Below are 26,637 nucleotides of genomic sequence, written 5' to 3'. Positions count from 1 at the left end.
TGGCCTTTTTTCGGACGAATCGCGGTGTCTCAAAAAACTTTGACTCTGCCCGCTGATCGCCTATTCTGTAATCGTGATTCGTGTCGAACATGAGTCACACACGGGGTGAAAGCGGGATTGGCCGGAAGGTACGCCGCCTGTTTGCGCCCCGCCTCATTTCAAGGAAAAGCCCGCCGAGTGCGGGCTTTTCTTATGGTCTCTCGCATTCGTCGCGTTTCTGCCTGGACATCAGCGAAATCCACTATCTGGAATTCTTATCCGATTTGAGACTGCGCGCGGACAAATCTGGTACAAAAGATGCGTTGTCCCTAATGAAATAAAACGCGGAGGAGACGATGGAAATCGAATCGACGGCATGGTTCCCGCTGGACGAACACGCGCCCGTTCGCGACGGGTGGTACGAAGTCCAACTCACGAGCGGCGAAACCGCTTTCTCGAAATTCACCGACGGCGCCTGGACCGAGAAGCCGGTGCTCGCCTTTACGCACTGGCGCGGGCTGGCGTCGGATCCGTCAGCGGGCGCGGGGACTGAGGAAAACATCGGGGCGGAAGCGACGGCCGCCGAGGGCGTGCGTGCGGTGTGGAACGCGTTTTTCCCGCCGGCTACGGATGCAGCCAAGCCAGCCGATACGCCCCGTAGCGACGCGTGAGTGCGGGTGCGTGCAAACCGCCGGTTTATCCACAGTTTTTGTGACTAACCCTGTGGATATCGGCGACGGGAAAGCGGCAACGCGTTGATTGAAAAGGACTTGGCGCGAAAGCCACCGGGGGGCGTGGCTTATCTGCGCTTTACTTGTGCTCGTTGTCCGTCGCGCGCGGAAAAGGCTGCGCAACCGCCGATGCCGATGCCTCCAGCCAGTGCGGCAGCGCCGGCACACCGATCTTGAGCATCGCTTCGGGAGCCGTCGCGCGGCTCAGTTCGTCCTCGGGGGAGATCGGCAGCGTAAGCGCGATCGTGCAGGTGGCGACGAGAGCGATGCAAATCGCCGTCAGCCAGATGGAAAAGGTCGTCATTTCAGTTACCTCGCAATGGTTGGCATCCGCGAGCGAATCGACTCGAAGGGACGGCGTCCAACGCGATGGCGATGTCGGAAAGCAAGGACTCGCGGCGAAAAAATCGGCTGGAACGCAATCAGCAATCAGATGCGTCTGATTCGAAGGTTAGTTTCGTGTCGACGATCAGACGACCCCACTGACGCGGGGACTTGAAGGAGGGTGTTGTCGGAGGGGTGTTTGCGCCTGCGCGCGCGGCACCGTTTCTGCGTGCAAGATCAGCGCGGATTTTCGCGCTCCTTCGGCGTTGGTCAGCGTGCGTCAGCGCCGAGCTGAGCGGGTTTCGCGGTTTCGCGGTTTCGCGGTTTCGCGGTTTCGCGGTTCGCGGTTCGCGGTTCGCGGTTCGCGGTTCGCGGTTTCAGTCTGAGAGCAACGTGAACTCGTGGGTTTCCGCGTCTTTTTACCGCGCGTCCTGCGCGGCCACGATCGACACGCCTTGCGCCTCAGCCGCCGCTTTCTGCGCAGCCAGCGTGCGCCGATAGCCTTCGCGTTGCTGCAAACGCTCCCAGTAAGCGCCTACCGACGGCTCGAAACGCTCCGCCAGACCCAAATGATCGGCGAGCAGCAGCGCGTACCCAACCGATACATCCGCCGCCGTAAACCGCCCTGCGCAAAGAAACTCGTGATCTGCAAGAAGCGGAGCGAGCGTGCGCAGGCGTGCGAGAAACCACTTGGTGTAGTCCGCCGCGACTTGCGGCTGTCGGCGTTCGGGCGGTTCGAAATGCGTGTAGCGCAGAACGAGCGTCTGTGGAAACGTCAGCGTCGCCTCGCCGAAATGCAGGTAGTTGAGATAGCTGGCGAAGTCCGGCTCGTGCACCGCGACATCGAGCGCGCCAGGTGAATGGCGCGCCGCCAGATACTGGCAAATCGCGGCGGATTCGGTCATGCGCGACGTGCCGTCGATGAAGGCGGGCACCGTGCCGAGCGGATTGGTGTCGAGGAACGCGCGCGCCAGCACGCGCGGCGGGAACGGCAGCATCTTCAGCTCGTAGGGCAAGCCGATTTCCTCGAGCATCCACAGCGGCCGGAAAGATCGCGCGCTCATGCAATGGTGCAGGATGATCATTGGCTGGGCCTCGTCGCCGGGTGTTGGATCACGCTAGATCAATCCATTCTGACGGCCGCGCGCCAAGTTCGTCCAGCACACATAACGCTTATACATGTGCGCGCCTCACACCCGCCCGCGCAATATATTCAGCTATATTACGGTACTCGAAAACGGCGCATGCCAACACGCACGCATCGCGCCGGCCAATATCAACGCTCAACGCGCCGCTTAAGGAGCTCTCCGTGAAGGTCCGACTTTCCCGCTTCGTCCTCTCGATCATCGCCGCCGCATCGGCAAGCGCCGCTTTCGCCGGCGAAGTCCAGGTAGCCGTGGCCGCCAACTTCACGGCGCCCGTGCAGGCGATCGCCGCCGACTTCGAGAAGGACACCGGCAACAAGGTCGTCGCGTCGTTCGGTGCGACCGGGCAGTTCTATGCGCAGATCAAGAACGGCGCGCCGTTCGAAGTGTTCCTCGCCGCCGACGACACCACGCCCGCCAAGCTCGAAACCGAAGGCATGACGGTGCCCGGCAGCCGCTTCACGTACGCGACCGGCGCGCTTGCGCTCTGGTCCGCGAAGGAAGGCTACGTCGATGCGAACGGCGACGTCCTGAAGAAGAACGCGTACAACCATCTCGCAATCGCGAATCCGAAGACCGCGCCGTACGGCCTTGCCGCCACGCAGGCGCTCGACAAGCTCGGGCTCACGCAGGCGGTGGCATCGAAGATCGTCGAAGGGCAGAACATCTCGCAGGCGCAGCAGTTCATCGCGACGGGCAACGCGGAGCTCGGCTTCGTCGCGCTGTCGCAGATCTACAAGGACGGCAAGATCACGAGCGGCTCGGCGTGGGTCGTGCCGGCGTCGCTGCACGAGCCGATCAAGCAGGACGCCGTGATCCTGAACAAGGGCAAGGACAACCCGGTCGCAAAGCAGTTTTCCGACTATCTGAAGGGACCGAAGGCGGCGGCTGTGATCAAGTCATACGGCTACACGCTCTGATCTGATTTGATCTGACGATGCCCCTCAATCGCGCCGATTTCGAAGCCATCTGGCTGACGATTCAACTCGCCTCGCTCACGACGCTGCTGCTGCTCGTCGTCGGCACGCCGATCGCGTGGTGGCTCGCGCGCTCGCGCTCGCGGCTGAAGGGGCCGGTCGGCGCGATCATCGCGTTGCCGCTCGTGTTGCCGCCGACCGTCATCGGCTTCTACCTGCTCGTCGCAATGGGTCCGAACGGCTACGTCGGCCACGCGACGCAGGCGCTCGGCTGGGGCGTGCTGCCGTTCACGTTCGCGGGGCTCGTCGTCGGCTCGGTGCTGTATTCGATGCCGTTCGTCGTGCAGCCGCTGCAAAACGCGTTCGAGGCCATCGGCGACCGGCCGCTCGAAGCCGCCGCGACGCTGCGCGCAAGTCCGTGGGACTGCTTTTTCTCCGTTGTGCTGCCGCTGGCGCGCCCCGGCATCATCACCGCGACGATTCTCGGCTTCGCGCACACGGTCGGCGAATTCGGCGTGGTGCTGATGATCGGCGGCAACATTCCAAACCGGACGCGCGTGGTGTCGGTGCAGATTTTCGACCACGTCGAGGCGCTCGAATATCCGCAGGCGCACTGGCTCGCGGGCGGCATGGTCGTGTTTTCGTTTCTCGTGCTGCTCGCGCTCTATTCGAGCCGCCGCCGCCCTTCCGCTTACGTCTGAAAGAACATGGCTGAAGGCATTCACGCGCGCTTTCGCGTCGAACAAGGCGGATTTGTCCTCGATGTGGACCTGCGCCTGCCCGGACGCGGCGTCACGGCGATCTTCGGCCATTCGGGCTCGGGCAAGACGACGGTGCTGCGCTGCGTCGCGGGGCTCGTGAAGCCGGCGAGCGGGCGTCTTTCCGTCGACGGCGAAATCTGGCTCGATACCGAAACCGGCCTTTCGATACCGACGCACAAGCGCCCGCTCGGCTACGTCTTCCAGGAAGCGAGCTTGTTCCCGCACCTGACCGTCGCGGGCAATCTGCGATACGGCATGAAGCGCGTCGCGCCCGCGACGCGCCGCGTCGATCTTTCACAAGCCGCCGATCTGCTCGGCATCGGGCATTTGCTCGAACGGATGCCGGCGGGGCTGTCGGGCGGCGAGAAGCAGCGCGTGGGCATCGCGCGGGCGCTGTTGACGAGCCCGCGCCTGCTGCTGCTCGACGAGCCGCTCGCGTCGCTCGACCAGAAGCGCAAGCTCGAAATCCTGCCCTACCTCGAACGGCTGCACGACGAGCTCGATATCCCCGTGCTCTACATCAGCCACGCGCCCGAGGAAGTCGAGCGTCTCGCCGATCATCTCGTGCTGCTCGACAACGGCCGCGCGGTCGCGAGCGGGCCGATCGGCGAGACGCTCGCGCGGCTCGACCTGCCCGTCGCGATGGCGGACGATGCTTCGGTGGTGATCGAGGGCACCGTCGGCGCGCACGATGCGCACTACGGACTGCTGTCACTCGCGCTGCCGGGCGGGCGCGCGACGCTGTGTGCCGCGCATGGGCCGCTGCCCGAAGGCAAGGCGATGCGCATCGTCGTCCGGGCGCGCGACGTGAGTCTCGCGGCAAACGCCGCCGAGGACACGAGCATTCTCAATGTGCTCCTGGCGACGGTCGTCGAGATCGAGGCAGCGGTGGACCCGGCGCAGGTCATGGTGCGGCTCGACATCGACGGAACGCCGATGCTTTCGCGTATTACGCGATATTCGCGGGATCATCTGCGGCTGAGCGTCGGAATGCGAGTGTGGGCGCAGGTGAAGGCGGTGTCCCTGCTGGCTTGATCCCTTACCGCGTAACGCGCCGAAAAATAAGCGCTCCAGCCTGTAATTGAATTTCACGACCAACTGGCATAGCGTTGGATTAGTGCGCCGAATCGTGCACCAATCGCCGCGCCACAGTTTCCTGTAAGTGCTCCGCTCGAAGCCGACGGCGATCGAAATCCAACGAGGAGATCGTCGTGATACGCCTGAAGAGTTTCGTCACGCTGTCGGTGGCCGCAGCAGCCTTCGCTTGCGGATCGGCGTATGCCGGCGGGCACGTCGGCGTGTTCATCGGCGGGCCGCTTTACTATCCGGTCGCGCCGGTTCCGTACTACTACTATCCGCCGCCTCCGGTCGTCGCCGTGCCGTCCGCTCCGCCGGTCTATGTCGAGCAGGGACAGGCTGCGGCCGGTCCCGGCCAGCCGAGCGGAAACTGGTATTACTGCGACGCGTCGCGCGCCTACTACCCCTATGTGAAGCAGTGTCCCGGCGGCTGGCGTGAAGTCGCGCCGCAGCCCGAGCCTTCCAACTGACGATCCAGCACCATGCAACGTTCATCCTTTGTAGCCGTCGTGGCGTTGTCGGCGTGCGTCGGCGGCTGCGTCGTCCTGCCGACGCAGCCGAGCGTCATGGCGCTTCCCGGCACCGGCAAGACCTTCGACCAGTTCCGCGCCGACGACAACTCCTGCCGGCAATTCGCGTTCAACCAGGTCGGCGGGGTGTCGGCGAATCAGGCGGCGACGGGTAGTGCGGTCGGAAGCGCGGCGGTCGGCACGGCGCTGGGCGCTGCGGCGGGTGCAGCGTTCAATGGCGGTGCGGGCGCGGCCGTTGGCGCGGGCGCGGGATTGCTCGCGGGGAGTCTCGTCGGGATGGGAACGGCGCAGGCCTCCGGATACGAAGTGCAGCGACGCTATGACTACGCGTATCTGCAATGCATGTACGCGGCGGGAGATCGCGTGCCAGTGAGCGGGTTGATGTCTACGCCGAACGCACGGCCGTATGGGCCCCCGCCTCCCCCGCCGCCTCCGGGGATGCCGCCGCCTCCGCCGCCTTCAAGTTGAAGTCTTTGCATGATGCTTATGGTCCGCGCTTTTTGCCGGATAGCTGATCCTTAAGCGACGAGTAGCCGCCCTTAAAAATGGATCGCTAAGCAGTTACATGCTCGCTAAGCAATCGCAGCAATTAAACCGCACGTTGCATTTTCATGATCAATTCAAATCTCAAGCGTTCTAAGCGCCCAGGATATTCAACATCACACCATTCGATTGCTTCGCTTAACCGTTATTCGTTGAGTAAGAGGGCGCATACTTGAATGCTGGCGGGACTATAACCGTCTCGTCAGTCAGAAGCGGCCAAGTCCCACGACTCCAATGAGACAGGACGGCCCTCCTTCCGGCGTTTTGCTTTCCTCTCACCTACTAACGGGAGTAAGCCGCCATGAAGTCAATCACCATTGCTGCCTTAGCGTTCATGCTCGCCGGATGCGCGGCGAACAAGGACATGTCATCGAGTAGCGCGTCGCCATCGCGAACGGAGAACTGTAAGGCTGTATCCGATCAGGAGATTGCCGCGCTATTCGATCGATGGAATCAGTCGCTGCAAACCGGTGATCCGCACAAGGTGGTGGCCAATTACGCGGAGCGTTCGATTCTTCTCGCGACGGTATCCGACAAGCCGCGTCTGACACCCGCTGAAAAGGAGGATTACTTCAGTCATTTCCTGCCCAGTGGCCCTTCCGGGAAAATCGATTTTCGGCAACTTGAACTCGGATGCAATACCGCGGTCGATGCCGGGCTTTATACATTCACGTTCGCCAAGACCGGAGCGGTCGTCAAGGCGCGCTATACCTACACGTATCGCTGGGACGGGACGCAATGGCTGATTACGAGTCATCACTCGTCGGTGATGCCGGAGAAGAAATAAGTGCGTCTTGAAGCTGAGCTTCGATAGCCGCTTTGTCTATGACAGACCATACTTGTTCGATCTTTCCGCTCTGAAACTGATAGAACACATTCTCTGTAAACGACACTTTCTTTCCATCGACGTTCAGCCCAAGAAATTTTCCCTTTGGCGTACACGCAAAGCCCAACCGACTCGCTATATACGGCGAGTCGGAAATCAACAGCAGAATGTTGAAATGAAGGTCGGGGATTTCGGTGTAGTCTTTTTCCAGCATCGCGCGATAACCCGACAAGCCGATTCGCTGACCGTTGTAATGCACGTCATCGCCGACGAACTGATTCAGATTCGCCCAATCCTGCTTGTTCAGACACGCGATGTAGCCCCGATAGATATCGGAGAGATCGATTTTGTTCACTTTTCAATGTCCGCGGTCGGTGGAGAAGCCGCAAGCACAGCGGCACTTAACGCATCCCTAACTCTTGCGCGCAAGCGATCGCCCGGCGATTCCAGCGCCTGCGCCACACTCACCACCTTGTCCGCTTCATAGCGCCGCCCGCTGCCGATCATCGCTTCGAACGCGTTGGCGCGCCGGTTGATCTCGACCGGATCGGCATCGACGAGCAGAACCGCATGCGCGAGCACCGCATACGTCGCGTCGCCCGCTGGGTCCGGCACACGCCGCCAGTACTGTGCCGTACCCGCGATCTTGCGCGCATCGTCCGCCGGACCCCACGCGAGGTTGAAGCGGCCGTCGCAGAACGACCCTTCCACCGCCTGCCAGTGCGTCTGTACGCCCACCTGATCCAACGCATCGGCGAGGATTTCGCACAGATGCAGATACACCGCATCCGCCATCGTCCCGATCGTCGCGTGCAGCGGATACGCGAGACTCAGATTGAGGATGCCCGGCCCTTGCGGCACGAGCCCGCCGCCCGAAAGCCGCAACCACACGGGACAGCCGCGCCGCGCGAACTCGGCGCGGGCGTCATCGAGCGTCGCGTAGCGCTGATAGCTGCGCGGCAGCACGAGCGAGACCTGCGCCTCCCACAGATGCGCCACCGCGCGACCCGCCGACGCGTAAGCTAGCAGCGCCTGCTCGGCGTCGAGGGGATTGGCGGCGGAGGCGTCGAAATCGACGAGTTCGAAGGGCATGATCAAGCGCCAGGCGAAAGCAAATAGGGTAACGAAGAACAGCGGACGTGGCGCAAACCACGTCCGCTCTCCTCTTACCCCGCCAGATGCTTCTTCAACAGCGCATTGACGTCATTGGCCTTCTCCATCTGACTCATGTGCCCGGCGTCGTCGAAGACCTTGACGGTCGCGCCCGCCGGCGCGTTCGCGGCGTGCGCGGCCGGAATGATGCGATCCTGCGCGCCCCACACTACGAGCACCGGCTTGCCCGTCGCGCCGAGCTTCGCGCCCGGCAGCGCCTTTTGCCGACCGTCGCCGAAGAGACTACCGCCCAGCGCCGCGAGCGCTTCGCTCACGCCGTCGAGCCGCTTGTACTTCAGCAGATCGTCGAGCATCTGGCGGCTCACGAGCCCCGGGTCCGCGAACAGCAGCTCGACCACCGGCTTCAGATCGCGCCGCGACTGCGCGTTCACGAAACCTTCCGTGTAGCCGTTGTTGACCTCGTCGCCGAGCCCCGCCGGCGAGATCAACGCCACCGAGAGCACGCGCCCCGGCGCATCGACGGCCAGTTGCGCCGCCACGCCACCGCCCATCGAATGCCCGACGAGATGTGCCTCGCCGATATCGAGTGCGTCCATGAAGCGCAGTACGAACTGTGCGAGATCTTCGAGCGTCGTGCCGGGCAGCCTGGGCGTCGATTGCCCATGCGCCGGCAGATCGAGCGCGACGACCTTGTTCTTCTCCGCGATGGCATCGAGATTGAAGAGCCAGTTGTCGAGATCGCCGCCGAAGCCGTGGATGAAGAGCACGGTCTTGCCGACTTCGCCGCGGCTCGCATAACGCACGCGGATGCCGTCGACTTCGATGAAGTGATACGCGGCGGCGGCTTCATCGTCGCTGCCTTCGTCGTCGGGCGGGGTTTCGTATGCGGCGATGTACGCTTCGATGTCGGCGTCGCTCACTTCGGACGGCGCGAGCACGCCGAGCAGCGCCTTCACCGGCAGCACGTCGCCCTCCGCCGCGACCTTGCGACGTAGCGTGCCCGCATCCGGCGCCTCGACGGCGTTGGCGATCTTGTCGGTTTCCACATCGAGGATCGGCAGGCCGACGGAAATCTGCGCGCCCTCATCGACGAGCCACGCGTTCACCGTGCCTTCCTTCATCGACAGGCCCCACTTCGGCATCACGATCGGTGTGATCTCGGACATTAGTGCGACCCTCCTTTGTTCATCGTCTTGCGCACGGCTTCCACGATATGCGCGGCGCTCGGTATGTAGAGATCCTCGAGCGTCGGCGAGAACGGCACCGGTGTATGCGGCGGAGCGACCATCTGGATGCCCGCCTTCAGCGCGCCGAACGCCTGCTGCGAAACCTGAGCGGAGATATCGGTGGCGATGTTGCAACGCGGACTCGCTTCATCGACCACGACGAGCCGCCCCGTGTTCTCGACGCTTTCCAGCACCGTATCGATATCGAGCGGCGAGAGTGTACGCAAATCGACGATTTCCGCTTCGATGCCCTCTTTCGCGAGCGTCGCGGCCGCTTCGAGCGCGCGATGCACCATCAGGCCGTAGGTGACGATCGACACGTCCTTGCCGTCGCGCACGATGTTCGCTTCGCCGAAGGGGATCGCGTACGAGTTCTCAGGAACTTCGCCTTCGAAGCCGTACAGGTTCTTGTGCTCGCAGAAGATGACGGGATCGTTGTCGCGGATCGCCTGGATCAGCAGACCCTTGGTGTCATACGGCGTCGACGGGCATACCACCTTGAGCCCCGGAATATGCGTGAACAGCGGCGTGAGCATCTGGCTGTGCTGCGCGGCCGCGCGAAAGCCGGCGCCGACCATCGCGCGGATCACGACCGGCGTCTCCGCCTTGCCGCCGAACATGTAGCGAAACTTCGCGGCCTGGTTGAATATCTGGTCGAAGCACACGCCCATGAAGTCGATGAACATCAGCTCGGCGACGGGCCGCATGCCGCACGCAGCCGCGCCGATGGCCGCGCCGACATACGCAGACTCCGACAGCGGCGTGTCGAGCAGGCGGTCGCCGTGCTTCGCGTAGAGTCCCTTGGTGACGCCGAGCACGCCGCCCCACGCGTCCTTCTCGCCATCGGCGCCTGCTCCGCCGACGATATCCTCGCCGAGCACGATCACGCTCGGATCGCGGGTCATTTCCTGGTCGAGGGCTTCGTTGATTGCCATCTTCATGCTGAGTTTGCGGGCCATATTTCGTCTCCTGTCGACCAGAGTTGGCGCTTTAGCGCCTTACTCTGGTCCCATGCAAGCTGCGGTCGACCAGAGTTGGCGCTTTAGCGCCTTACTCTGGTCCCATGCAAGCTGCGGTCGACCAGAGTTGGCGCTTTAGCGCTTTACTCTGGTCCCATGAAAGGTTTTCGTGTCTTCGCTGATTTAGTAGTTGACGTACACGTCTGTAAGCAGATCGGCCGCGCTGGGCTGCGGCGCGTCCTTCGCCTCCTGCACCGCGCGCTCGATCAGCACGGCGACATCGCGATCGATCGCATCCAGCTCGGCGCGCGTGATCACTTCCGCCTGCGTTACCGTCTGCGCAAACTTCTTCAGGCAGTCTTTGTTAGAGCGGATATCGTCGAGTTCGCCCGGTGCGCGATACGTCTGCGCATCGCCTTCGAAGTGGCCGTAGAAGCGGATCATCTTGCATTCAAGCAGTGCCGGCCCGCCGCCTTCGCGCGCCCGCCGGATCACTTCGCCCGCTGCTTCATGCACCGCAAAGAAATCCGTGCCATCAACCGTCACGCCCGGAATGCCGAAGCCCGCCGCGCGATCGACGTAGCTGTCCACTGCCGTGCCGTACTCGCGCGACGTCGATTCCGCGTAGCCGTTGTTCTCGATCACGAAGATCACCGGCAGGTTCCACACCGCCGCGAGATTCAGGCTTTCGAGGAACGTGCCCTGGTTCGACGCGCCATCGCCCGCGAACGTGATGCCGACTTCGCCCTTGCCGCGGAACTTCGCCGCGAGCGCCGCGCCGCAGATGAGCGGCGCGCCCGCGCCGAGAATGCCGTTCGCGCCCATCATCCCCTTCGACAGATCGGCGATGTGCATCGAGCCGCCCTTACCGTTGCACGAGCCGCCTTTCTTGCCGTAAATCTCCTTCATCATCGCGACGGGATCGACGCCCTTCGCGATGCAGTGGCCGTGTCCGCGGTGCGTGCTCGCGATGCGGTCGCCGTCCGTCAGGTGATGGATGATGCCGACGCCAGCCGCTTCCTCGCCGGCGTAGAGATGCACGAAGCCCGGGATGTCGCCGCGGCCGAAGTCCACGTGCAGGCGCTCCTCGAAATCGCGGATCGTGCGCATCTTGCGATAGACCGTCAGCAGTTCCTCCTTGCCGAGCGGCAGCGCGCCTGCGTCCTGCTGCGTTGAACGGACTGTCATGTCTGTCTCCTTCGTTTGAAGTGGGTGGGGCGGAAAAACGATTCAGGGCTTCACGTGCGCCATCTGGCGCATCAGGCCCGTGCGCGCCGCGTAACGCATGCACGCGGCCACGTCGATGCTGTTAAAGGCGCCTTCGCGCAGAGTGACGGTCACTTCGTCGCTGGCGGCAAAAGCCATTTCGCGCTCGCCATCCAGCGCGACGATGCCCGCGCGCTGGCGCACGCGCTGCGGGATGCCATCGCGCAGACGCTGCCAGCCGGCGATCGGCACCGCGCGCATCAGGCCCGGCGCGATCGGCGCGCACAGCTCGAATTCGCCTTCGCCGGGCGCGGCGAGTTCGACGGCCAAGCCGCCCGGTTCATGCCGGCCGACCGGTTCCAGAAGGCCCGCGATCGCCGAAAGCCCGATCGCCTGCGGATCGGCGTAGGACACGTAGACGGCAGCGAGCGTGTCGATCTTCCAGAGCGCCCGCGCGCCGATGTAGTGCTCGTGCGAGATGACGGCATCGACGAGCGCGATGTCGCTGCGCACGTTGCCTTTTGCGTCGCGGATTGTGATGTCGAGGCGTTTGTTGCGCTGGAGCGCGTCGTCGGCGGGAATGCGTCCGGCGGCGTAGAGACCGGCGGCGATGCCCGCGATGGTCGGCTCGCGCATTTCGGGGAACGCGTTGTTGGTGCCGGTCGAAAGGCCCGCGACCGGCACCGCGCCGCACTCGCGGACCACCGCGCGATGCGTGCCGTCGCCGCCGAGCACGATGATCGCGGCGGCGCCCGCTTCGCGCATCAGTTGCGCGGCGCGAAACGTATCGTCGACGCGGGCGGTGACGGGCATGTCGAGCCAGTCGACGGCGGCGAGCCCGGCATCCGGACCCTGACGCCGCGACAAGTGCCGTTCGAGCATCACTTTGAGGCCTTCGCGGTCCGGCATCATCGCGACGCGATCGATGCCGCACGACGCCAGCGCCGAGAGCAGGCGCAGCACGATGCTGACGCGATCGGCGAGTTGCAGGCTGCTCGCGTTCGCGATCACGCGACGGATGTCACGCGCCGAAATCGGATTCGCGATGATGCCGACGAGCGGCGGCCTTGACGGCGCGGGACTGCGCATGCGTTGTCTCCATCTAGCTTTGTTTTGCCCGAGTACTAGGCAAGCGCTATGCCAATCTGAAGACGTGCGAATGTCGAGGGATTACCCGCAGAAATAGGCTTGAATCGAGGCTATCGGCAGCCAGAAGGAAGGACCGCTGTGACAGGTGTCACAGCGGCAGATGTATCGCGGGGAGTACAGGCGTAACGCTCAGTGCACGCCTGTATCACGCTGATTGGGCGAACGGATGCCATAGCGCGCCATCCGCCGATACAGCGTCATCCGGCTTACGCCGATCTGCCGCGCGACCGCGCTCAGGTTCCAGCTCGCCGCGCGCAGATACTGCATCAGCAGCATGCCTTCGGGCGGCAAGAGATGCGGATCGAATTCATCGATGGGAGCGCTCGCGGCGGGCAGCGCTGGCTTAGCCGCTTGCGTCGGCTTGGCCGTCGACAGGTTCTCCGGAAGATCGTCCACTTCGATATGCGCATCGGTGCAGACCGCCCGCGCGTACTGAAGCACATTGCACAGCTCCCGCAGATTCCCCGGCCACCCATGCCGATGCAGCCGCTCGCGTGCCGCCTCCGACAACGTGACCGTCGCGCCCGAAAGATCTTTCAGAAGCTTCTGAATCAGCCAGTCGAGGTCGCTCCTTTCACGAAGCGGCGGCAGCGCGAAGCGCGCGCCGTTCAGCCGGTAGTACAGATCCTCGCGGAACCGACCGCTTTCGACGAGCGCGTCCAGCGGATGATGCGTCGCCGAGATAACGCGCACGTCCACCGACACCGGCCGCGACGCCCCGATCGACAGCACTTCGCCTTCCGCCAGCACGCGCAAGAGGCGCGATTGCAGTTCGCGCGGCATGTCGCCGATTTCATCGAGAAAGAGGGTGCCACCGTCTGCTTCCTGGATAAGACCGCGTTTGCCCTTCGGCCCCGCGCCGGAGAAGCTGTTCGGCAGATGCCCGAACAATTCGCTTTCGATCAGCGTCTCAGGAATCGCCGCGCAGTTCACCGCGATGAACGGCCCGCCGCGCCGCGCGCTCGACTGATGCAGGGCCTTCGCGAAATATTCCTTGCCGGAGCCAGTCTCGCCGTTGATCAGCAGGTTGATCGGCGAATCGACGAGTTTGGCCGCGCGTTCGAGCTGGCGTTCCAGCGCAGCATCGCCGCCGCACAGCGCAGCGAGCGGCGCGGGGATTTTCATCGCGCGGGCCGCGTCGCGCGTGGCGCTCGCGTTCGGCTGCCAGAGCGGCGCGGGCGGCATCACGCTCAAGTACAGCAACGCGCCGCTGCGCGAGAGCGCCAACGCGCGCAATTCACTCGGACGCGAATAGACGAAGCGCCCGAGGTCTTCGAGCCGCGTGTCGAACAGCGCTTCGAAACGCACGCCGATCAGCGGCGTCAGCGGCACGCCGCTCTGCCCGACTTCGGCGGCGAGCATTTCGTGCGCGCGCCGGTTATGCCCGACAACGCGCCCGCTCGCATCGAGCGCGACGAGAAATTCCGGATCGACGTCGACGAATTCCGGCGAGGCGTTGAGCTTCAGAATCCAGTCCTGCCGATGCGTGCGCAAAAAATTGGCGTTCTCGATCCGGCTCGCCGCGACGCGCACGAGTTGCAGCGCGAGGCTCTGGCTCTCGCGCGCCTGCGGCGACGTCAGCGCGGAAATATCGAGGATCGCGGTGAGACTGCCGTGCGAATCGAAGAGCGGCGCGGCGGTGCAGGTCAGCGGGATATGCGTAGCATCGAAATGGTCGATCTGGTGGACGGTCAGCGCCTGGCCCGTCGCGAGCGCCGTGCCGACGGCGCACGTCCCCGCGCCATTCTCGCTCCACTGCGCGCCGAGGTAGAGGCCCGCGCGGCGCAGGCTTGCGTCGGTATTGGCGTCGCCGAGGTAGTCGACCGTCACGCCTTGCGCGTCGGTCAGCAACACGACGTAGCCCAACCCGGCCACCTGGCTGTAAAGCGTCTGAAGGCCGTGCCGGGCGATGCGGGCGAAGTCGTCGATACGCTGCTGGTGCTCGCGCAGCCGCGTCTGCGGCAGGATGCGCGCCTCCTGCATCCGCGACGGGTCGAGGCCGTACTGATGCACGCAGCGCCGCCACGAAGACTCGATGATCGCTTCGTGCGTGCGCGCCGCGACCATCGGCGGGGTGCGCGTGGTCGCTTCGACTACCGCCTCGATGTGCTTGCGTTGCCGCATGTCCATCGTGCTCTCCTTGGTGTCTCCTGCCCGTGCGGCGCGGCTCGGGCGCTTCTTGGAGCACCTCGTTCCGCCTCGGCCGATTTTTGGGACGGGACTCCTACTGTAGCCGACTGTGCGTACGTTGGGGCAAACCGCATCGAAGTGAATGCTTAAGTCACACGAAAGCGGACGCGCGCGACATGTCAGCGCCCCGACGCCTTTGATAGACTGAAAGCCATAAGAAAAATCCGACCGGAAAGCCAGGAGACAACATGCCGAAAATCGCCTTCGAAGACTTCGAGCGGCAAGTGGTGCAGCATCACCTGATCAAGGGAAACGTGTACGAGAACGGCGCGGCACTCGTCGAGCGGGCGAACGCATGGATCGCGGAGCACGGTATCGACGTACTGAACGTCGAGAGCCTCTCGACGTTCGGCGCTGGCGACGATACCAGCGTCAGTCACTGGTATTCGGGCATCCGCGTATGGTACCGAACGGCTTGATGCCTTAGCCGCGCCCCACGAACGGCATCTTCGTCGCCATCACGGTGTGGAACAGCACGTTCGCCTCGAGCGGCAGGTTCGCCATGTAAAGCACCGACTGGCCGACGAAGCGCACGTCCATCATCGGCTCGGCGGCGATTTCACCGTTCGCCTGCGGCACGCCCTTCTCCATGCGCTGCGACAACTCGGTGCGCGCATTGCCTACGTCGATCTGTCCGACCGCGATGTCGTATTTGCGGCCGTCGAGCGAGGCGGTTTTCGTGAGTCCTTCGACGGCGTGCTTGGTCGCGGTGTAGGCCATCGAATTGGGACGCGGCGCGGTCGCCGAAATCGAACCGTTGTTGATGATGCGGCCGCCGCGTGGGTTTTGATCGCGCATCACGCGAAACGCGGCCTGGATGCAGTAGAACATCCCGTTGAGATTGATGTCGACGACGCCCTTCCATTGCTCGGGCGTCCAGTCCTCGAACGGGCCGGGCGGATTGCTCACGCCGGCGTTATTGAAGAGCACATCGACCCGGCCGAAGCGTTCCACGACCGCCGAGAAAAGACGCGCGACCGACGCCGGGTCGGAGACATCGGTCGGGACGGCGAGCGCGCGGTCTTGCGCGTTCGATTCCTTGATCACCGCTTCCAGCGGCTCGGGCCGGCGGCCGGCGAGCGCGACGCGCCAGCCGTCGCCAAGCAGTGCCAGCGCCGCGGCCCGGCCGATACCGGACCCCGCGCCCGTCACGATTGCGATACGTTCGTTGCTTCCTTCTGACATTGCCGTCTTCTCCGTGTTGTTGCACGCTGTGCCGAAGGTTGGACATTACCAACTTTGGGCGTCATGCACACGGGGAAAGGAGCTTACGATCGCGTCTACCCCTTGCCGCAAAACACCGCCGTCAGCACGAGCGGCACCACGGAATGCACGACCGCATCGCTGCCCGACGCCCGCACGCGCTCCTCGACCTGCTCGGCGGGCCCCGTCACCACGACGCCGTAAGCCGAATCGGTCAGCGGCTGCCCGCTGCCCTTCTTGAACATCGCGTCGTCGCGTTCGTAGCCGAGCACGGCGTACACGCGAAAGCCGAACGCAGTGAGATCGCTGCCATGCGTCGGGCGGAACGCGTTGACAGAGTTCGACTCGACGCGCATCGGCGTCGTCTCGATATAGCGCGCGTTGACAAGCGGCGCGATGAACGTGTGCGCACTCGACTTGCAATCGAGCGGCCGATCGAGCGCGTGCCCGTATGACGTGGCGGGGGCGACGGCCGCAATGGCGGCGCTTGTCGTGGCGAGCGCGGTCGCGAGGTTTAGAAGGCGCTGTTTCATGGCATGCGTCGATCGTGTTTCTGACGGTACGAGGCGTCAGGATCGATGCAATAAACGCGCCAATATTTCATCGTCGAAAGGGCGCTGCGGACCTGGCGCTTTCCCGCGCGTGCTGCCTTGCAGGAAGGCCGTGATTCCGTGTTGCCGAGCGAGTGGTTACAGCTTCGCGCCGACGGCGATGGAAGTCTGTACGCGAACCCTCAGTCCCTTTTTGCAAGGTCCGCGCGATAGTCATTGCAAGCTGCGGACGCCGCGTTTTCTGAGCGGAAAAGACAAGAATGACGGGAGTGTTTATATTGGACGGCCTATCGCCGGACTCGACCGGCGCCTTTGTTTGAGGACCCCGATGAACGATCTTTCCGCCTTCCTCGTTACGAAGAAATGGCCCGCCGAGCACCCTGAGCGGCTGCAACTCTATTCGCTGCCGACGCCCAACGGTGTCAAGGTATCGACGATGTTGGAGGAGACCGGCCTCCCCTACGAGCCGCATCTCGTGCGCTTCGACACGAACGACCAGATGACACCCGAGTTTCTGTCGGTGAGTCCGAACAACAAGATTCCCGCGATCATCGATCCCGACGGTCCCGGCGGCAAGCCGCTGGCGTTGTTCGAATCGGGCGCGATCCTGATTTATCTCGCCGACAAGACTGGCAAGTTTATGCCGCACGACCCTGCCGAGCGCTATGAAGCAATCCAGTGGCTGATGTTCCAGATGGGCGGCGTCGGGCCGATGTTCGGGCAGTTGGGGTTCTTCCACAAGTTCGCAGGGAAGGAATACGAGGACAAGCGCCCGCGCGATCGGTATGTCGCGGAGACGAAGCGGCTGCTGGGCGTGCTTGAGACGCGACTTGCGGATCGCGCGTGGATCATGGGGAATGATTACACCGTCGCCGATATGGCCGTGTTTCCGTGGGTGCGCAATCTCGTGGGGTTTTACGAAGCGCGCGAAATCGTGGCGTTCGAGCGGTTTCCGAACGTCGCGCGTGTGTTGGACGCGTTTTTGACGCGTCCAACTGTGGTGAGGGCGTTGGATATTCCGAAGCGAGGGTGAGGACGCGCGTTCGGTGGGCCGATTCCGCCGTTGCGTAATCAGTTGTCGCAGTGGCGGCTTTCTGGCCCCGAGTCCGACTCGGGTTTGCGTGCCAGCAAGTTCTCAACCGCCGATTTCCGCCGGTGCTTGCCGCCTTTTTTTTGTTTCGCTACCGTGGTTCGACAGCGTCGTGGCCGGCGGCTTGATGCCTGTTGCCCTCCTATTGCCACCCGATCGTTCGTGCGATGATTTTCCTTTCGCGTCAGTGCTTTATCGACGATTCAGGCAGGATATCCACAAACTTCTCAACAAAAGCTGTGGACAATTTTAGTAGGCGCTTACAGATCGGCGACTCGCTCAGCGATCGAGCCGATCGCTCGTGTAGCGGATGATCATCATGAAACCCTTCTCACCCGATTCGCGGTACCCCTGGCTATGGCTCGTCGGCGGCATCGCCCTGCTCCTCTCGACGCTGGCCCAGGCCGGTCCCGCGTGTCCGAACTGGGTAGAGACGGCATCGGGGAGCGTGTTCAACGTGGCGGCGCTCATCGCCGACGCTGGCTCGGCGGAGTTTGCGCTGGCACGGGTGAAACGGGCGTTGTCGAAGGTGGAAGCGGGAGGCGGCTGCGCGATCTTCAGAGACCGCCCCGCCTGCGACGAAACGATGACGCTCGCGAAAAAAGCGATCACGGCGCTTGAGGCGTGCTCGACGTCGCCCGCTGTATCGATCGATCCCGAAAATAGTGCGCAGCGGTAGCGGTGTTTTGAGCTAACGAGAGTCTCTACTGCAAAAAAAAAGCGGCCAAGCTGGCCGCTTTTTACATCTGACAGAGCGCTTGATCGCGCCCCGCAATCTCAACGATCGAGGAACGGCCGAAGCTTGTCGGCGCGGCTCGGATGCATGAGCTTGCGCATCGCCTTGCTTTCGATCTGGCGAATCCGCTCGCGCGTCACGTCAAATTGCTTGCCGAGCTCTTCGAGCGTGTAATCCGACGCCGTATCGATGCCGAAGCGCATGCGCAACACTTTCGCCTCGCGCGGCGAGAGGGCGTTAAGCGCATCGTCGATCGCGGCGCGCATGTTGGCGTGCACGGCGGCATCCGCCGGGGATGCCGCGCTCGAGTCTTCGATCATGTCACCGAGCGTCGCATCGGCATCTTCACCGACCGGCGTTTCGAGCGAAACCGGCTGCTTCGCGATCTTAAGAATGCCGCGGATCTTTTCTTCCGGCATCTCCATGCGCTCGGCCAACACCGCCGGATGCGCTTCCTGCCCGGTCTGCTGCAGGATTTCGCGCGAGATGCGGTTCAGCTTGTTGATCGTTTCGATCATGTGCACCGGAACGCGGATCGTGCGCGCCTGATCGGCGAGCGAACGCGTCACGGCCTGGCGCACCCACCACGTCGCATAGGTCGAGAACTTCCAGCCTCGCCGGTATTCGAACTTGTCGACCGCCTTCATCAGGCCGATGTTGCCTTCCTGAATCAGGTCGAGGAACTGCATGCCACGGTTCACGTATTTCTTCGCGATCGAGATCACGAGACGCAGGTTCGCTTCGATCATCTCGCGCTTCGCCTGACGCATCTTCGCCTCGGCGGCCGTCATCTGGCGGTTGATCTTCTTCAACTGCTGGAGCGGCAGCGCGACGCTCGCTTCGATGTCGATCAGCTTCTGCTGTTCGGCCTGAATCGCGGGCAAGCTGCGTTCGAGCGCCGCGCCAAATTCACGCGACGACGATGCCGACGCGGTCTTCGCCGTCCAGCCGAGATCAGTTTCGTGGCCGGGGAACGACTCGACGAACTTGTCGCGCGGCATGCCGCACCGGTCGACGGCAATCTGCAGAATGCGACGCTCGACCGCGCGCACCTGCGCGACCTGCTGCTGCACATCGGCGCAGAGACGGTCGATCGTGCGAGCCGTAAAGCGAATCGGCACCAGTTCGCGCTGGATCTCTTCACGCACACGAGCGAAGGCGGCGGCGCCCTTTTCGTCGGTGGCGCGGCTGCGCGGCATCTGTTCGAACAGTTCACGAACGCGCGCGAAGATCGCGAGACTGTCGCTCGCGAGTTGCTTCAGACGCGCTTCGTTGGCCTTGTTCGAATCGACGGCTTCGAGGTCGCTGTCGTCGTCGCTGTCGGAGTCGTCGGAGTCGGATGTATCGGCGGTATCGATCTCGGTCGTAGCCGTCGTATCCGATGCCGACAGTTCTTCTTCCTCGCCGTCTTCGTTCAACCCGTCGACGAGTTCGTCGATGCGAAGCTCGCCCGATTCAACTTGCGCCGCGCTCGCGAGAATCGTCGAGACGGTGGCCGGACATGCCGCGATCGCCTGAATCATCTCGTGCAGACCATCCTCGATGCGCTTCGCAATCGCTATTTCGCCCGCGCGTGTCAGCAGTTCGGTCGCACCCATTTCGCGCATGTACATGCGCACGGGGTCGGTCGTGCGGCCGAACTCGGAATCGACGGTCGACAGCGCGACTTCCGCTTCCTCGTCGGCCTGGTCGTCGGACACGGCGGCCGGCGCGGCGTCATTGAGCAGCAGCGTTTCGGCGTCGGGCGCCTGCTCATAGACCGCCACGCCCATGTCATTAAACGTGCTGACAATGGTTTCGATCGCGGCGGTTTGCGCGAAGTTGTCGGGCAGGTGATCGTTGATTTCCGCGTGGGTCAGGTAACCGCGCTCCTTGCCCAACTGGATGAGGGCGCGCATCTGACGCTGCCGCTCTTCGTCCTGCAACGCCGTCGATGCGGCGTCCAACGGTAGCAAGGCGGCGGCTGCCTTGCCTTTGCCTGCGCGCCGGGCCGTTGTCTTCCGTGCGGATACGGTCGTTTCCGACCCTGAATCTTCCCGATCAAAACTTGCCATACATTCTCCTCGACAGGCTTGCTCGGCGATGGCGGGACCAGTGGCTACAGGTATCGCCGTCTCTCGCGCCGCGGACATTCGCGGCCTGAGAGTTCCACGATCCCACGACCTGTAAGATCGCTACGAGCAAAGAACGCGGCCCGCGCATAACGGGCGGGCCGGTTTGGAACTGTGCGCAAATCGCGCAACCTTAGATTATACCCGCGCTTGTTGCGTCGCAGCAATAGAAATTTAATCAGCGACTGTGGATCAACGGGATTGCGCGTGGGCGGATAGGGCGCCGGTCTGTGGAGACTACGCCCTTTGACGCGTTCCCTCACGCTTCCAAACGCGCGTTTTGGGGGAACATCGCGCGGCGGGCGTCGTCGTCCATTTCGGTTTTGAACTGATGGGCACTGCGCAGCGCGTCGACGCGCCCGGCGGCTGGGCGCGCGTTGATTTCGTCGAACAGACGTTTGACGTGTGGCAATTTGTCCCAGGCGTCGGCACCTAGCGCAAACGGCAGGGCGCGCGCCCAGCCCCACACGGCCATATCGACGATCGTATATTCCTCGCCAAGCATATAGCGGTTCGCGGCGAGCCTAGCGTTGATGATGTTCCAGTGGCGCCAGGCTTCGAAGTCGTATCTGTTGACGGCGTAGTCCTTCGGGGCGGGGGCGAAATGTTTGAAGTGGACCGCCTGGCCGGAGTACGGGCCGATGCCAGTCGCGACGAACATAAGCCACGAGTACATTTGGGCCCGGTTGGCGGGCGTGTTCGGTGGGACGAAGCGGCTTGTCTTTTCTGCGAGGTACAGGAGGATCGCGTTGCTGTCGAAAACGATGGCATCGTCATCGACCAGCGCTGGGGTCTTTGCGTTAGGGTTGATCGCTGTGAATGCAGGCGCGTGCTGATCGCCTTTGCGAGTGTCGACAGGTACCAATTCGTACGGGATTCCCGTTTCTTCGAGCATCAAAGCTACCTTCGCAGGATTCGGCGAAGGATGGTAGTAGAACTTGATCATTCGGTAATCCTTAGTTCGAGACGCCGATGTAGATCGCGTGCGGTCGGAGGTCGCATTGTTTTGGCGGGCAGAGGCCTTTTTTTAGCCTTCCTGCTGCCGCTGCGTCGTCCACGCGAATGAAGATAGGCGTAGTCATTTAAGTGTTTTCTGAACCCGTGGTGCAGTAAACGGTTAGTTGCATAAATCGTTGATATGCAAAGGATTTTGTTCATCCCTTGTGCGGCACGAAGCCTTGATGAGCCATGACATCAGCGCGAATCACATCCGGAAAACACGGCTGTAAAAAGAAACCGGCCAATTCGAATCCTCACCCAATAGCACTGCCGGTTGCAACTACACCTGCGCAACTTTTCCGCAACAGACGTTTCATCTCGTTGAGACGCTGGTCGATAACGGACGTGCGCACGGGCTTTTGTCGTGCACTCATCGAGGCATGATCGAGATTGGCGGACGAAATACTTTGCCCAAGCTTCGCTGCAAACGCGAATGTCCGCTCTGGCGTCGCACGAACGATACGCCCTTCTTCGATCGCTACGACAAAGTCCTCAGCCCAATTTGCGACGCGCACGCGCGGTGACGGTTCGGCATGGTGTCGCACAATGATTTCCGATACATCGGCGGACAAATCGAAACGTCGATCGGTAGAAAGATCGAAGAATGTCTCACCGGCATGCTGCTTGAGAATTGCATCTATTTCGTGTGCCCTTCTCCGTATCGTTTCGGCTTCAACACGCGCAGCGTGCTTGGCGCGAAGTTGATGTGCGAAATCCACTGGGGACCGCAGTAGCGCCCGGAGGTAGTTGATTGGGCACTTCGCGTGCTTCAAGTGCTCCCAAGTGGCCTCGACGACTTCGGAAAGTCGCTTGAGACTTTGTTTTGCTTCACGCATCAGTTTGAAAATCAAAAACTCATGAAAACCCAGGCTCAGTAAGCGCTGAAGGTCCTCGGGTAGTCGCGCCGATTGTCTCTTTTGAGTCTTAGGGTATAGATCCTTATATATAGGTCCGTCTGCCACGGTGACACACGGAGTCGCGGGCGAAAAAGATGTTTCGGTTTCGGCAACGTTGCGGAAGGCCTGTGTATCTTGCGGTGGCGATTCCGCTCCATGGTCATCAACGAGACCAAGAAGAGCGGCGGCTTTATCAGTGAGATGAAGATATGCGCGCCCGAAGAGCCCTGCATTGCCATACCGCTTCTGAGGCGGACGGACGATGAATCCTTCAGCTTCGAGATCGTCGAGGCTTCTATAGAACGTGCGCATCGATTGAAGCGCTCGACCGGTCAGCAACTCGCGTCGAGCGAAAATGGCCGCATAGGGGCGGTTGGCATCCACAGTGCGAGCGAGGGCGGCGAGTAGCGCTCGCGAGCGTGAAGGGAGCGCTTCGACGTGGTTGGCGCGATGGGCGGCGCGAAAAATGATCCACGGCAAGTTCGATCGGTCGCAAGCATATTCTTCGATTGCTGCTCGATCTTCATTCGAACCGACGGATGTTGAAGCGAGGAGACGACAGTTTTCCTCGCCAGCAACGGGAAGTTGCGCGATAAGCATGTCCAGTACGTCCATTTCTGAAAAAATGGAAGACAAACGCTTGACTGGCGAACGCTATTCGCTACACTTCGAGGTGTGCACTCGTGACCCGATTGGCGTCGGGAAGCGTAACGGGCGAACGACAGTTAAGCCCGATATTCAAAAGCCTTCGGTTGGCGCCGAAGGCTTTTGTCTTTCTGAAGCAATAAAATCTACATAGCTGACCTCTACGGTGATTCTCTAAGTCGTTGATTCTTAAGAAAACTCTACTAGAGCTTCGGCAGCACTTACTTGTGTTCTCGCTAAGTCGTTGATTTAACGGGAAAACCTACTAGAAACTCATTCGCTGTCATCTTTGCTAAGACTTTGGTTGATGAAGGCGGAGATTCGTTGCGCCCATTCATCGGCGTCTGCAGCGTCCTTTTCAAAAAATCGAACACCCACGACGCCATTTCGGGTCGAGATCTCGCAAACCTTTCGCTTCCCTGCCCTGATTACTGTTGGCGATGAAGGCGCTGTGCGTGGCTTCTCGGTGGCAAAAGCAACAGCGCGGTCCTGAGTGAAGCCTTCATCGTCTACGAGCCGGCGAATAGCCTCCACCACCTTCTCGGTCTTTCCTGCATCGGCGAGTGCCGCGAGTTTTTGGGCCGCATTGCTTCCCAGTCGCTCGGGCTTCTCCGAAAGTGCCGCCTTTGCGGCATCGGGAAGAGCGTCGAACGAAAAAATCCGTGTCACGTGGCTTTTGCTGAGGCCGGCGCTCTCCGATATTTCGGTGCGCGAGAGTCCGGAAATTTCCTGAAGCCGTTTGAAGTTCCAGTATTTTTCGAAGTCTGTGAGTGACGGCGAAAGCAGGTTTGAGAAGAACGCGGCGAACTCGATTTCGCCTTCCTCGATCGACGCAATGTTGGCGCGGATACTCTTCCGTCCGAGTTCGCGATACGCCGCTACGCGATTGTGACCGGCTACAATTTCGAACCGCTCGTCGGGGAGGGCTCGGACGAGGATAGGCGTCGCGAGTGCGTGCTGCGCCAAGTTGTTTTTCAATTCCTGGAATTGCTCAGACGTCAGTCTGCGTCGTCTGCCGTTGACTTCGATCAAGGAGTCCAGCCCCACCTCAAGCGCCGCCTTGTCTTCAAGTTGCGTTTCCAGTTCTTTGATTCGCGCTTGCGCCGAGTTGATCCGGTTCTGCGCGTCCATCAATCGACCCGGCGATGTCCTCGGTTCCGGGTTCACCGGCCTGGGCGGGCTCGCATCCGCTGGCTTCGACCCAACGTTCGCCGTTTTCGCAAGTAGTCTGTCCCCGATGCCCATTTAAACCTCCGATTTGTTCCACGAGCGCACGAACTGTGCATCCAGATGCTCTGCCAGCCGATCCAGTGGTTCCTTGAACCGGTTGTACGCCGCCGTACTCCCGTCCGGTTTCGAGAGGTCATACACGGTCGACAGTTGCGCGGACGCGCCCTTCGGGACCGTCGACTCCGGGATTTCGAATGGCAGCACGCGATCGCCGTAAGCCTTCTGAAGCCATCCGCGAACGACACGGGAAACATCGTCGGATTTCGCCTTTGTCATGATCACGTTCACGAAGTCGAAGCGCTTTTGCTCAAGCACGCCTGGCAGCTTCTTTGCGATATCCGCGAACAAATGCCAGAACTGTGTCGAGCTTGCGAAGTCCAGCGCTTCAGGAGGGCAGGGGAGCAAAATCGCATCCGATGCCAGCAAAGCGTTGATAGTGAGATAACTTAGAGCAGGCGGAGTGTCGATGACGATGACGTCGTAGTCCGATGCCAGCGGCGTAAGTCCCTTCTGCACGATCTCCCAGAATTCAAAGGTGCTGTCGTTCAGCACCTTCGCGGGGATCTCGAACTCGGCATCGAATAGCGATGAAGACGCGGGAATCAGGTCCAGGTTGTGCCAGTAAGTTTCCTGCACGGCGTAGTGCAAGGTCTGTTGATCGCCATAGATGAGCGGTAGAAGCGTCTGGTCATCTGATATCTCTGCGTCAGGCGCCCACCCGCAAAGTTGCGTGGTCGTTCCCTGCGGATCGCAATCGATGACCAGCACTTTGCGCCCGAGCAGCGTGAGCGCCTGCGCAGCCGACACGGCCGTCGTGGTCTTCGCGACGCCACCCTTGAAGTTGGCGACGGTGACGATGCGTCCGCGTTTACCCTGAGGTCGCTGGGCGCGCTCCGACGTCGCTCGGACCCATGTGAGCGTCTCGGCAAGCGTGAATTCCTTGCTCCGCCCAGCACCCTTCGACGTGCCGGGCGGCAGGTCGCCTTTCGTAGTGAGATACTGGAAACGTTGCTTGTCCAGTCCGCAAAGCGACGCAACTTGGGCGCTGGTAAAAGTGGGCGCGCTTTTTCGCGGATACGGTTCCAGCATCGCATCGCGAATCTGGTTAAGGATGTCAGTGGCTTGTGCAGCCACTCCCAAGAGCGTTTCTATCGAAACGGATTGGTCGACTTCGGGAAGCCGCGCGCTTAACATGGAATTCGCAGTCACTGGCAGGCCTAGGTAAGCAAAAAATTCTTCGGTTTGTGTGGAAGATGCCGCAAACCGAAGAATAAACGGCGAACCGGTAAACCTCAAGTAAACTCTGAAGTGTTGTTTCGAGAGACGCGCAGCTAATGGCGGCCCGTTCGGGACGATATTCCGGACGAAAAGTAAACGAACGGCAGTTTAAGGCGTGTGACTGGGAAGAATCCGAACTGGCGCCATCCGTCAGGCACATGGCACAGTCGATTGCTGCTTGAACAGTAATGCGACCGGGCGGATCGCCCAGTGGGACGATACACGCCAGGTCGATCGATGAAGCCCGCCATAGCGACCCGCGTCTCACACTGGCCGACCAAGTGGCCCACCTCTCCACACGCCATAGTGGGAGCGATGTCCGGAGCGCGGCGGCCAGAGGCTATCTACAACAGTCACCCCGATGCGTCATGCGGCAGCTCCGCAAGCTGTTCTGGGCGTCGAGCATCCGTTGTACTTCCCGAAGAGGGCCAGCGAGCAAAGATTTCCGCCGTGGATTTCGCACATCGCTATCGATCGTGAAACAACACTGATTTTATGGATAGCGGTCAGATTCTTTATAAATCATATAGTTGAAGAGCAAACCTGAACATGTTTCACGGCTGTCCTCTCTACACCGATGATTTTTACGCCATTTCCACCGATTTGATGGCCATCGCGAGAATCTAAAATCGAAAATGTAGCCAGCGTTACAGATTTCATGAATTCGCTACAGCCAACGCCCGTGCCTAGCTTATCTTGACCCGCCATACGCTATGGTCAAAAACGCGCCATGACGGTTCCCAAAATGAAGGGACGAAGCCTGCCGTCCTCTGCCTGAACATTTTGTGGAGTGTCAGCGTACGACGATGCGAGGAATATTTTGCTCGAATGGTTCGGGCCAAACAGTAACTACACCGCTGGCCTGCATAACGCTATTTGCGCCGGGTCCCTCCAGCAAGAAAGTCAGCGCGCTTACTTCGTAGATTTTTTGCGCCAGACCCTGCACGAGACCTTCCCTCTCAAAAAACGCGAAGCCGTCCCGCATTTTGAGCAGCGGCCTGATCCGTCTGCGAGATGCTCACGACGCTCTGCTCTCTCGTTGCGCAGATGTCCACGGCGCAATGCGTCAACGTTCCCGGACATTTGTCTGCAGTCTTCAGCGCCGACGCATCCTTAAAGCGTCTTGATCGTCCTCATTCGTCAACGAACGCTGCATGGAACCGCGAATCTGAGGCACCACTCTAAGGACGCCGTGCCTTTCGGTACGCGCGCCTCGGTACCG

26 protein-coding genes are annotated in these 26,637 nt (G+C 61.7%); 10 read left to right on the top strand and 16 right to left on the bottom strand.

Annotated features, from left to right (window positions below; translation table 11 throughout):
* Positions 1–335 precede the first annotated feature (335 nt).
* Positions 336–650 carry a hypothetical protein gene (locus AWB65_RS24120; RefSeq protein ID WP_087669541.1) on the top strand — a complete coding sequence of 105 codons (315 nt, stop codon included), beginning with the start codon at positions 336–338 and terminating at the stop codon, positions 648–650.
* Between the two features lie 139 nt (positions 651–789).
* Here AWB65_RS24120 and AWB65_RS24115 read toward each other — a convergent pair whose 3' ends face one another.
* Positions 790–1,014 carry a hypothetical protein gene (locus tag AWB65_RS24115; protein ID WP_087669540.1) on the bottom strand — a complete coding sequence of 75 codons (225 nt, stop codon included), beginning with the start codon at positions 1,012–1,014 and terminating at the stop codon, positions 790–792.
* A 439-nt stretch (positions 1,015–1,453) separates the two neighbouring features.
* Complete coding sequence (locus AWB65_RS24110; protein ID WP_087669539.1) at positions 1,454–2,119, bottom strand: glutathione S-transferase family protein; 666 nt, start codon at positions 2,117–2,119, stop codon at positions 1,454–1,456.
* A gap of 224 nt (positions 2,120–2,343) precedes the next feature.
* On the opposite strand from AWB65_RS24110, the gene modA reads away from it, so the two are divergent.
* The 6 genes from modA (at position 2,344) to AWB65_RS24080 (ending at position 6,794) form a co-directional block, all read left to right on the top strand.
* Positions 2,344–3,099 carry a molybdate ABC transporter substrate-binding protein gene (gene modA, locus AWB65_RS24105; protein ID WP_087669538.1) on the top strand — a complete coding sequence of 252 codons (756 nt, stop codon included), beginning with the start codon at positions 2,344–2,346 and terminating at the stop codon, positions 3,097–3,099.
* A 17-nt stretch (positions 3,100–3,116) separates the two neighbouring features.
* Positions 3,117–3,797 carry a molybdate ABC transporter permease subunit gene (gene modB / locus AWB65_RS24100; protein ID WP_087669537.1) on the top strand — a complete coding sequence of 227 codons (681 nt, stop codon included), beginning with the start codon at positions 3,117–3,119 and terminating at the stop codon, positions 3,795–3,797.
* A gap of 6 nt (positions 3,798–3,803) precedes the next feature.
* Complete coding sequence (gene modC, locus AWB65_RS24095; RefSeq protein ID WP_087669536.1) at positions 3,804–4,892, top strand: molybdenum ABC transporter ATP-binding protein; 1,089 nt, start codon at positions 3,804–3,806, stop codon at positions 4,890–4,892.
* A 176-nt stretch (positions 4,893–5,068) separates the two neighbouring features.
* The gene (locus tag AWB65_RS24090; RefSeq protein WP_087669535.1) at positions 5,069–5,404 is read left to right on the top strand and encodes a hypothetical protein; all 336 of its coding nucleotides are present in this window, start codon (positions 5,069–5,071) and stop codon (positions 5,402–5,404) included.
* A 12-nt stretch (positions 5,405–5,416) separates the two neighbouring features.
* The gene (locus AWB65_RS24085) at positions 5,417–5,932 is read left to right on the top strand and encodes a hypothetical protein (protein ID WP_087669534.1); all 516 of its coding nucleotides are present in this window, start codon (positions 5,417–5,419) and stop codon (positions 5,930–5,932) included.
* Positions 5,933–6,308: 376 nt separating this feature from the next.
* Positions 6,309–6,794: a DUF4440 domain-containing protein gene (locus AWB65_RS24080; RefSeq protein ID WP_087669533.1), complete on the top strand. Its 486-nt coding sequence runs from the start codon at positions 6,309–6,311 to the stop codon at positions 6,792–6,794.
* Here AWB65_RS24080 and AWB65_RS24075 read toward each other — a convergent pair.
* From AWB65_RS24075 to AWB65_RS24045, 7 genes are all read right to left on the bottom strand, one after another.
* Positions 6,754–7,188, bottom strand: coding sequence for an ester cyclase (locus tag AWB65_RS24075; protein WP_087669532.1), 435 nt, complete (start codon positions 7,186–7,188; stop codon positions 6,754–6,756). The two genes, AWB65_RS24080 and AWB65_RS24075, sit on opposite strands and share 41 nt — an antisense overlap.
* On the bottom strand, positions 7,185–7,925 hold the full coding sequence (locus tag AWB65_RS24070) for a lipoyl protein ligase domain-containing protein (RefSeq protein ID WP_087669531.1): 741 nt from the start codon (positions 7,923–7,925) through the stop codon (positions 7,185–7,187). Before AWB65_RS24070 ends, AWB65_RS24075 begins: the two co-directional genes overlap by 4 nt.
* 74 nt (positions 7,926–7,999) lie before the next feature.
* A complete protein-coding gene (locus tag AWB65_RS24065) occupies positions 8,000–9,112 on the bottom strand; it encodes an acetoin dehydrogenase dihydrolipoyllysine-residue acetyltransferase subunit (RefSeq protein WP_087669530.1) in 1,113 nt (370 codons plus the stop codon).
* Positions 9,112–10,131, bottom strand: a complete 1,020-nt coding sequence (locus AWB65_RS24060; RefSeq protein WP_087659098.1) for an alpha-ketoacid dehydrogenase subunit beta — start codon at positions 10,129–10,131, stop codon at positions 9,112–9,114. The genes AWB65_RS24065 and AWB65_RS24060 overlap by 1 nt, the downstream gene beginning before the upstream one ends.
* Positions 10,132–10,314: 183 nt before the next feature.
* Positions 10,315–11,319: a thiamine pyrophosphate-dependent dehydrogenase E1 component subunit alpha gene (locus tag AWB65_RS24055; protein ID WP_087669529.1), complete on the bottom strand. Its 1,005-nt coding sequence runs from the start codon at positions 11,317–11,319 to the stop codon at positions 10,315–10,317.
* A gap of 42 nt (positions 11,320–11,361) precedes the next feature.
* On the bottom strand, positions 11,362–12,426 hold the full coding sequence (locus tag AWB65_RS24050; protein WP_087669528.1) for an ATP-NAD kinase family protein: 1,065 nt from the start codon (positions 12,424–12,426) through the stop codon (positions 11,362–11,364).
* A gap of 189 nt (positions 12,427–12,615) precedes the next feature.
* Complete coding sequence (locus AWB65_RS24045; RefSeq protein WP_087669527.1) at positions 12,616–14,616, bottom strand: sigma-54-dependent Fis family transcriptional regulator; 2,001 nt, start codon at positions 14,614–14,616, stop codon at positions 12,616–12,618.
* A gap of 248 nt (positions 14,617–14,864) precedes the next feature.
* Here AWB65_RS24045 and AWB65_RS24040 point away from each other — a divergent pair, with 248 nt between their 5' ends.
* Complete coding sequence (locus tag AWB65_RS24040) at positions 14,865–15,095, top strand: hypothetical protein (RefSeq protein ID WP_087659094.1); 231 nt, start codon at positions 14,865–14,867, stop codon at positions 15,093–15,095.
* A 4-nt stretch (positions 15,096–15,099) separates the two neighbouring features.
* Here AWB65_RS24040 and AWB65_RS24035 read toward each other — a convergent pair whose 3' ends face one another.
* Together AWB65_RS24035 and AWB65_RS24030 are read right to left on the bottom strand one after the other, a co-directional pair.
* Positions 15,100–15,861: an SDR family oxidoreductase gene (locus AWB65_RS24035; RefSeq protein WP_087669526.1), complete on the bottom strand. Its 762-nt coding sequence runs from the start codon at positions 15,859–15,861 to the stop codon at positions 15,100–15,102.
* 95 nt (positions 15,862–15,956) lie between these two features.
* Positions 15,957–16,412 (bottom strand): hypothetical protein, encoded by a 456-nt coding sequence (locus AWB65_RS24030; protein WP_125474186.1) that lies wholly within the window; start codon positions 16,410–16,412, stop codon positions 15,957–15,959.
* A gap of 346 nt (positions 16,413–16,758) precedes the next feature.
* Here AWB65_RS24030 and AWB65_RS24025 point away from each other — a divergent pair, with 346 nt between their 5' ends.
* Positions 16,759–17,463, top strand: a complete 705-nt coding sequence (locus AWB65_RS24025; protein WP_087669525.1) for a glutathione S-transferase C-terminal domain-containing protein — start codon at positions 16,759–16,761, stop codon at positions 17,461–17,463.
* A gap of 376 nt (positions 17,464–17,839) precedes the next feature.
* The gene (locus AWB65_RS24020) at positions 17,840–18,199 is read left to right on the top strand and encodes a hypothetical protein (protein ID WP_235007738.1); all 360 of its coding nucleotides are present in this window, start codon (positions 17,840–17,842) and stop codon (positions 18,197–18,199) included.
* A 98-nt stretch (positions 18,200–18,297) separates the two neighbouring features.
* Here the strand turns inward: AWB65_RS24020 and rpoD are convergent, their stop codons facing one another.
* From rpoD to AWB65_RS23990, 5 genes are all read right to left on the bottom strand, one after another.
* Positions 18,298–20,310, bottom strand: a complete 2,013-nt coding sequence (gene rpoD, locus AWB65_RS24015) for an RNA polymerase sigma factor RpoD (RefSeq protein ID WP_087669524.1) — start codon at positions 20,308–20,310, stop codon at positions 18,298–18,300.
* A gap of 316 nt (positions 20,311–20,626) precedes the next feature.
* Complete coding sequence (locus AWB65_RS24010; protein ID WP_087669523.1) at positions 20,627–21,313, bottom strand: glutathione S-transferase family protein; 687 nt, start codon at positions 21,311–21,313, stop codon at positions 20,627–20,629.
* 307 nt (positions 21,314–21,620) lie between these two features.
* On the bottom strand, positions 21,621–22,862 hold the full coding sequence (locus tag AWB65_RS35785) for a replication protein O (protein ID WP_125474185.1): 1,242 nt from the start codon (positions 22,860–22,862) through the stop codon (positions 21,621–21,623).
* Positions 22,863–23,180: 318 nt separating this feature from the next.
* Positions 23,181–24,038 (bottom strand): ParB/RepB/Spo0J family partition protein, encoded by an 858-nt coding sequence (locus AWB65_RS23995; protein WP_235007737.1) that lies wholly within the window; start codon positions 24,036–24,038, stop codon positions 23,181–23,183.
* 114 nt (positions 24,039–24,152) lie between these two features.
* Positions 24,153–25,331: a ParA family protein gene (locus tag AWB65_RS23990; RefSeq protein WP_087669519.1), complete on the bottom strand. Its 1,179-nt coding sequence runs from the start codon at positions 25,329–25,331 to the stop codon at positions 24,153–24,155.
* Between the last annotated feature and the right edge of the window lie 1,306 nt (positions 25,332–26,637).

It is taken from the genome of Caballeronia humi (assembly GCF_001544475.1).
GTDB lineage: Bacteria > Pseudomonadota > Gammaproteobacteria > Burkholderiales > Burkholderiaceae > Caballeronia > Caballeronia humi.
The sequence above is the reverse complement of the archived record's forward strand: the minus strand, read 5'-3'. Positions and strand labels throughout refer to the sequence as shown.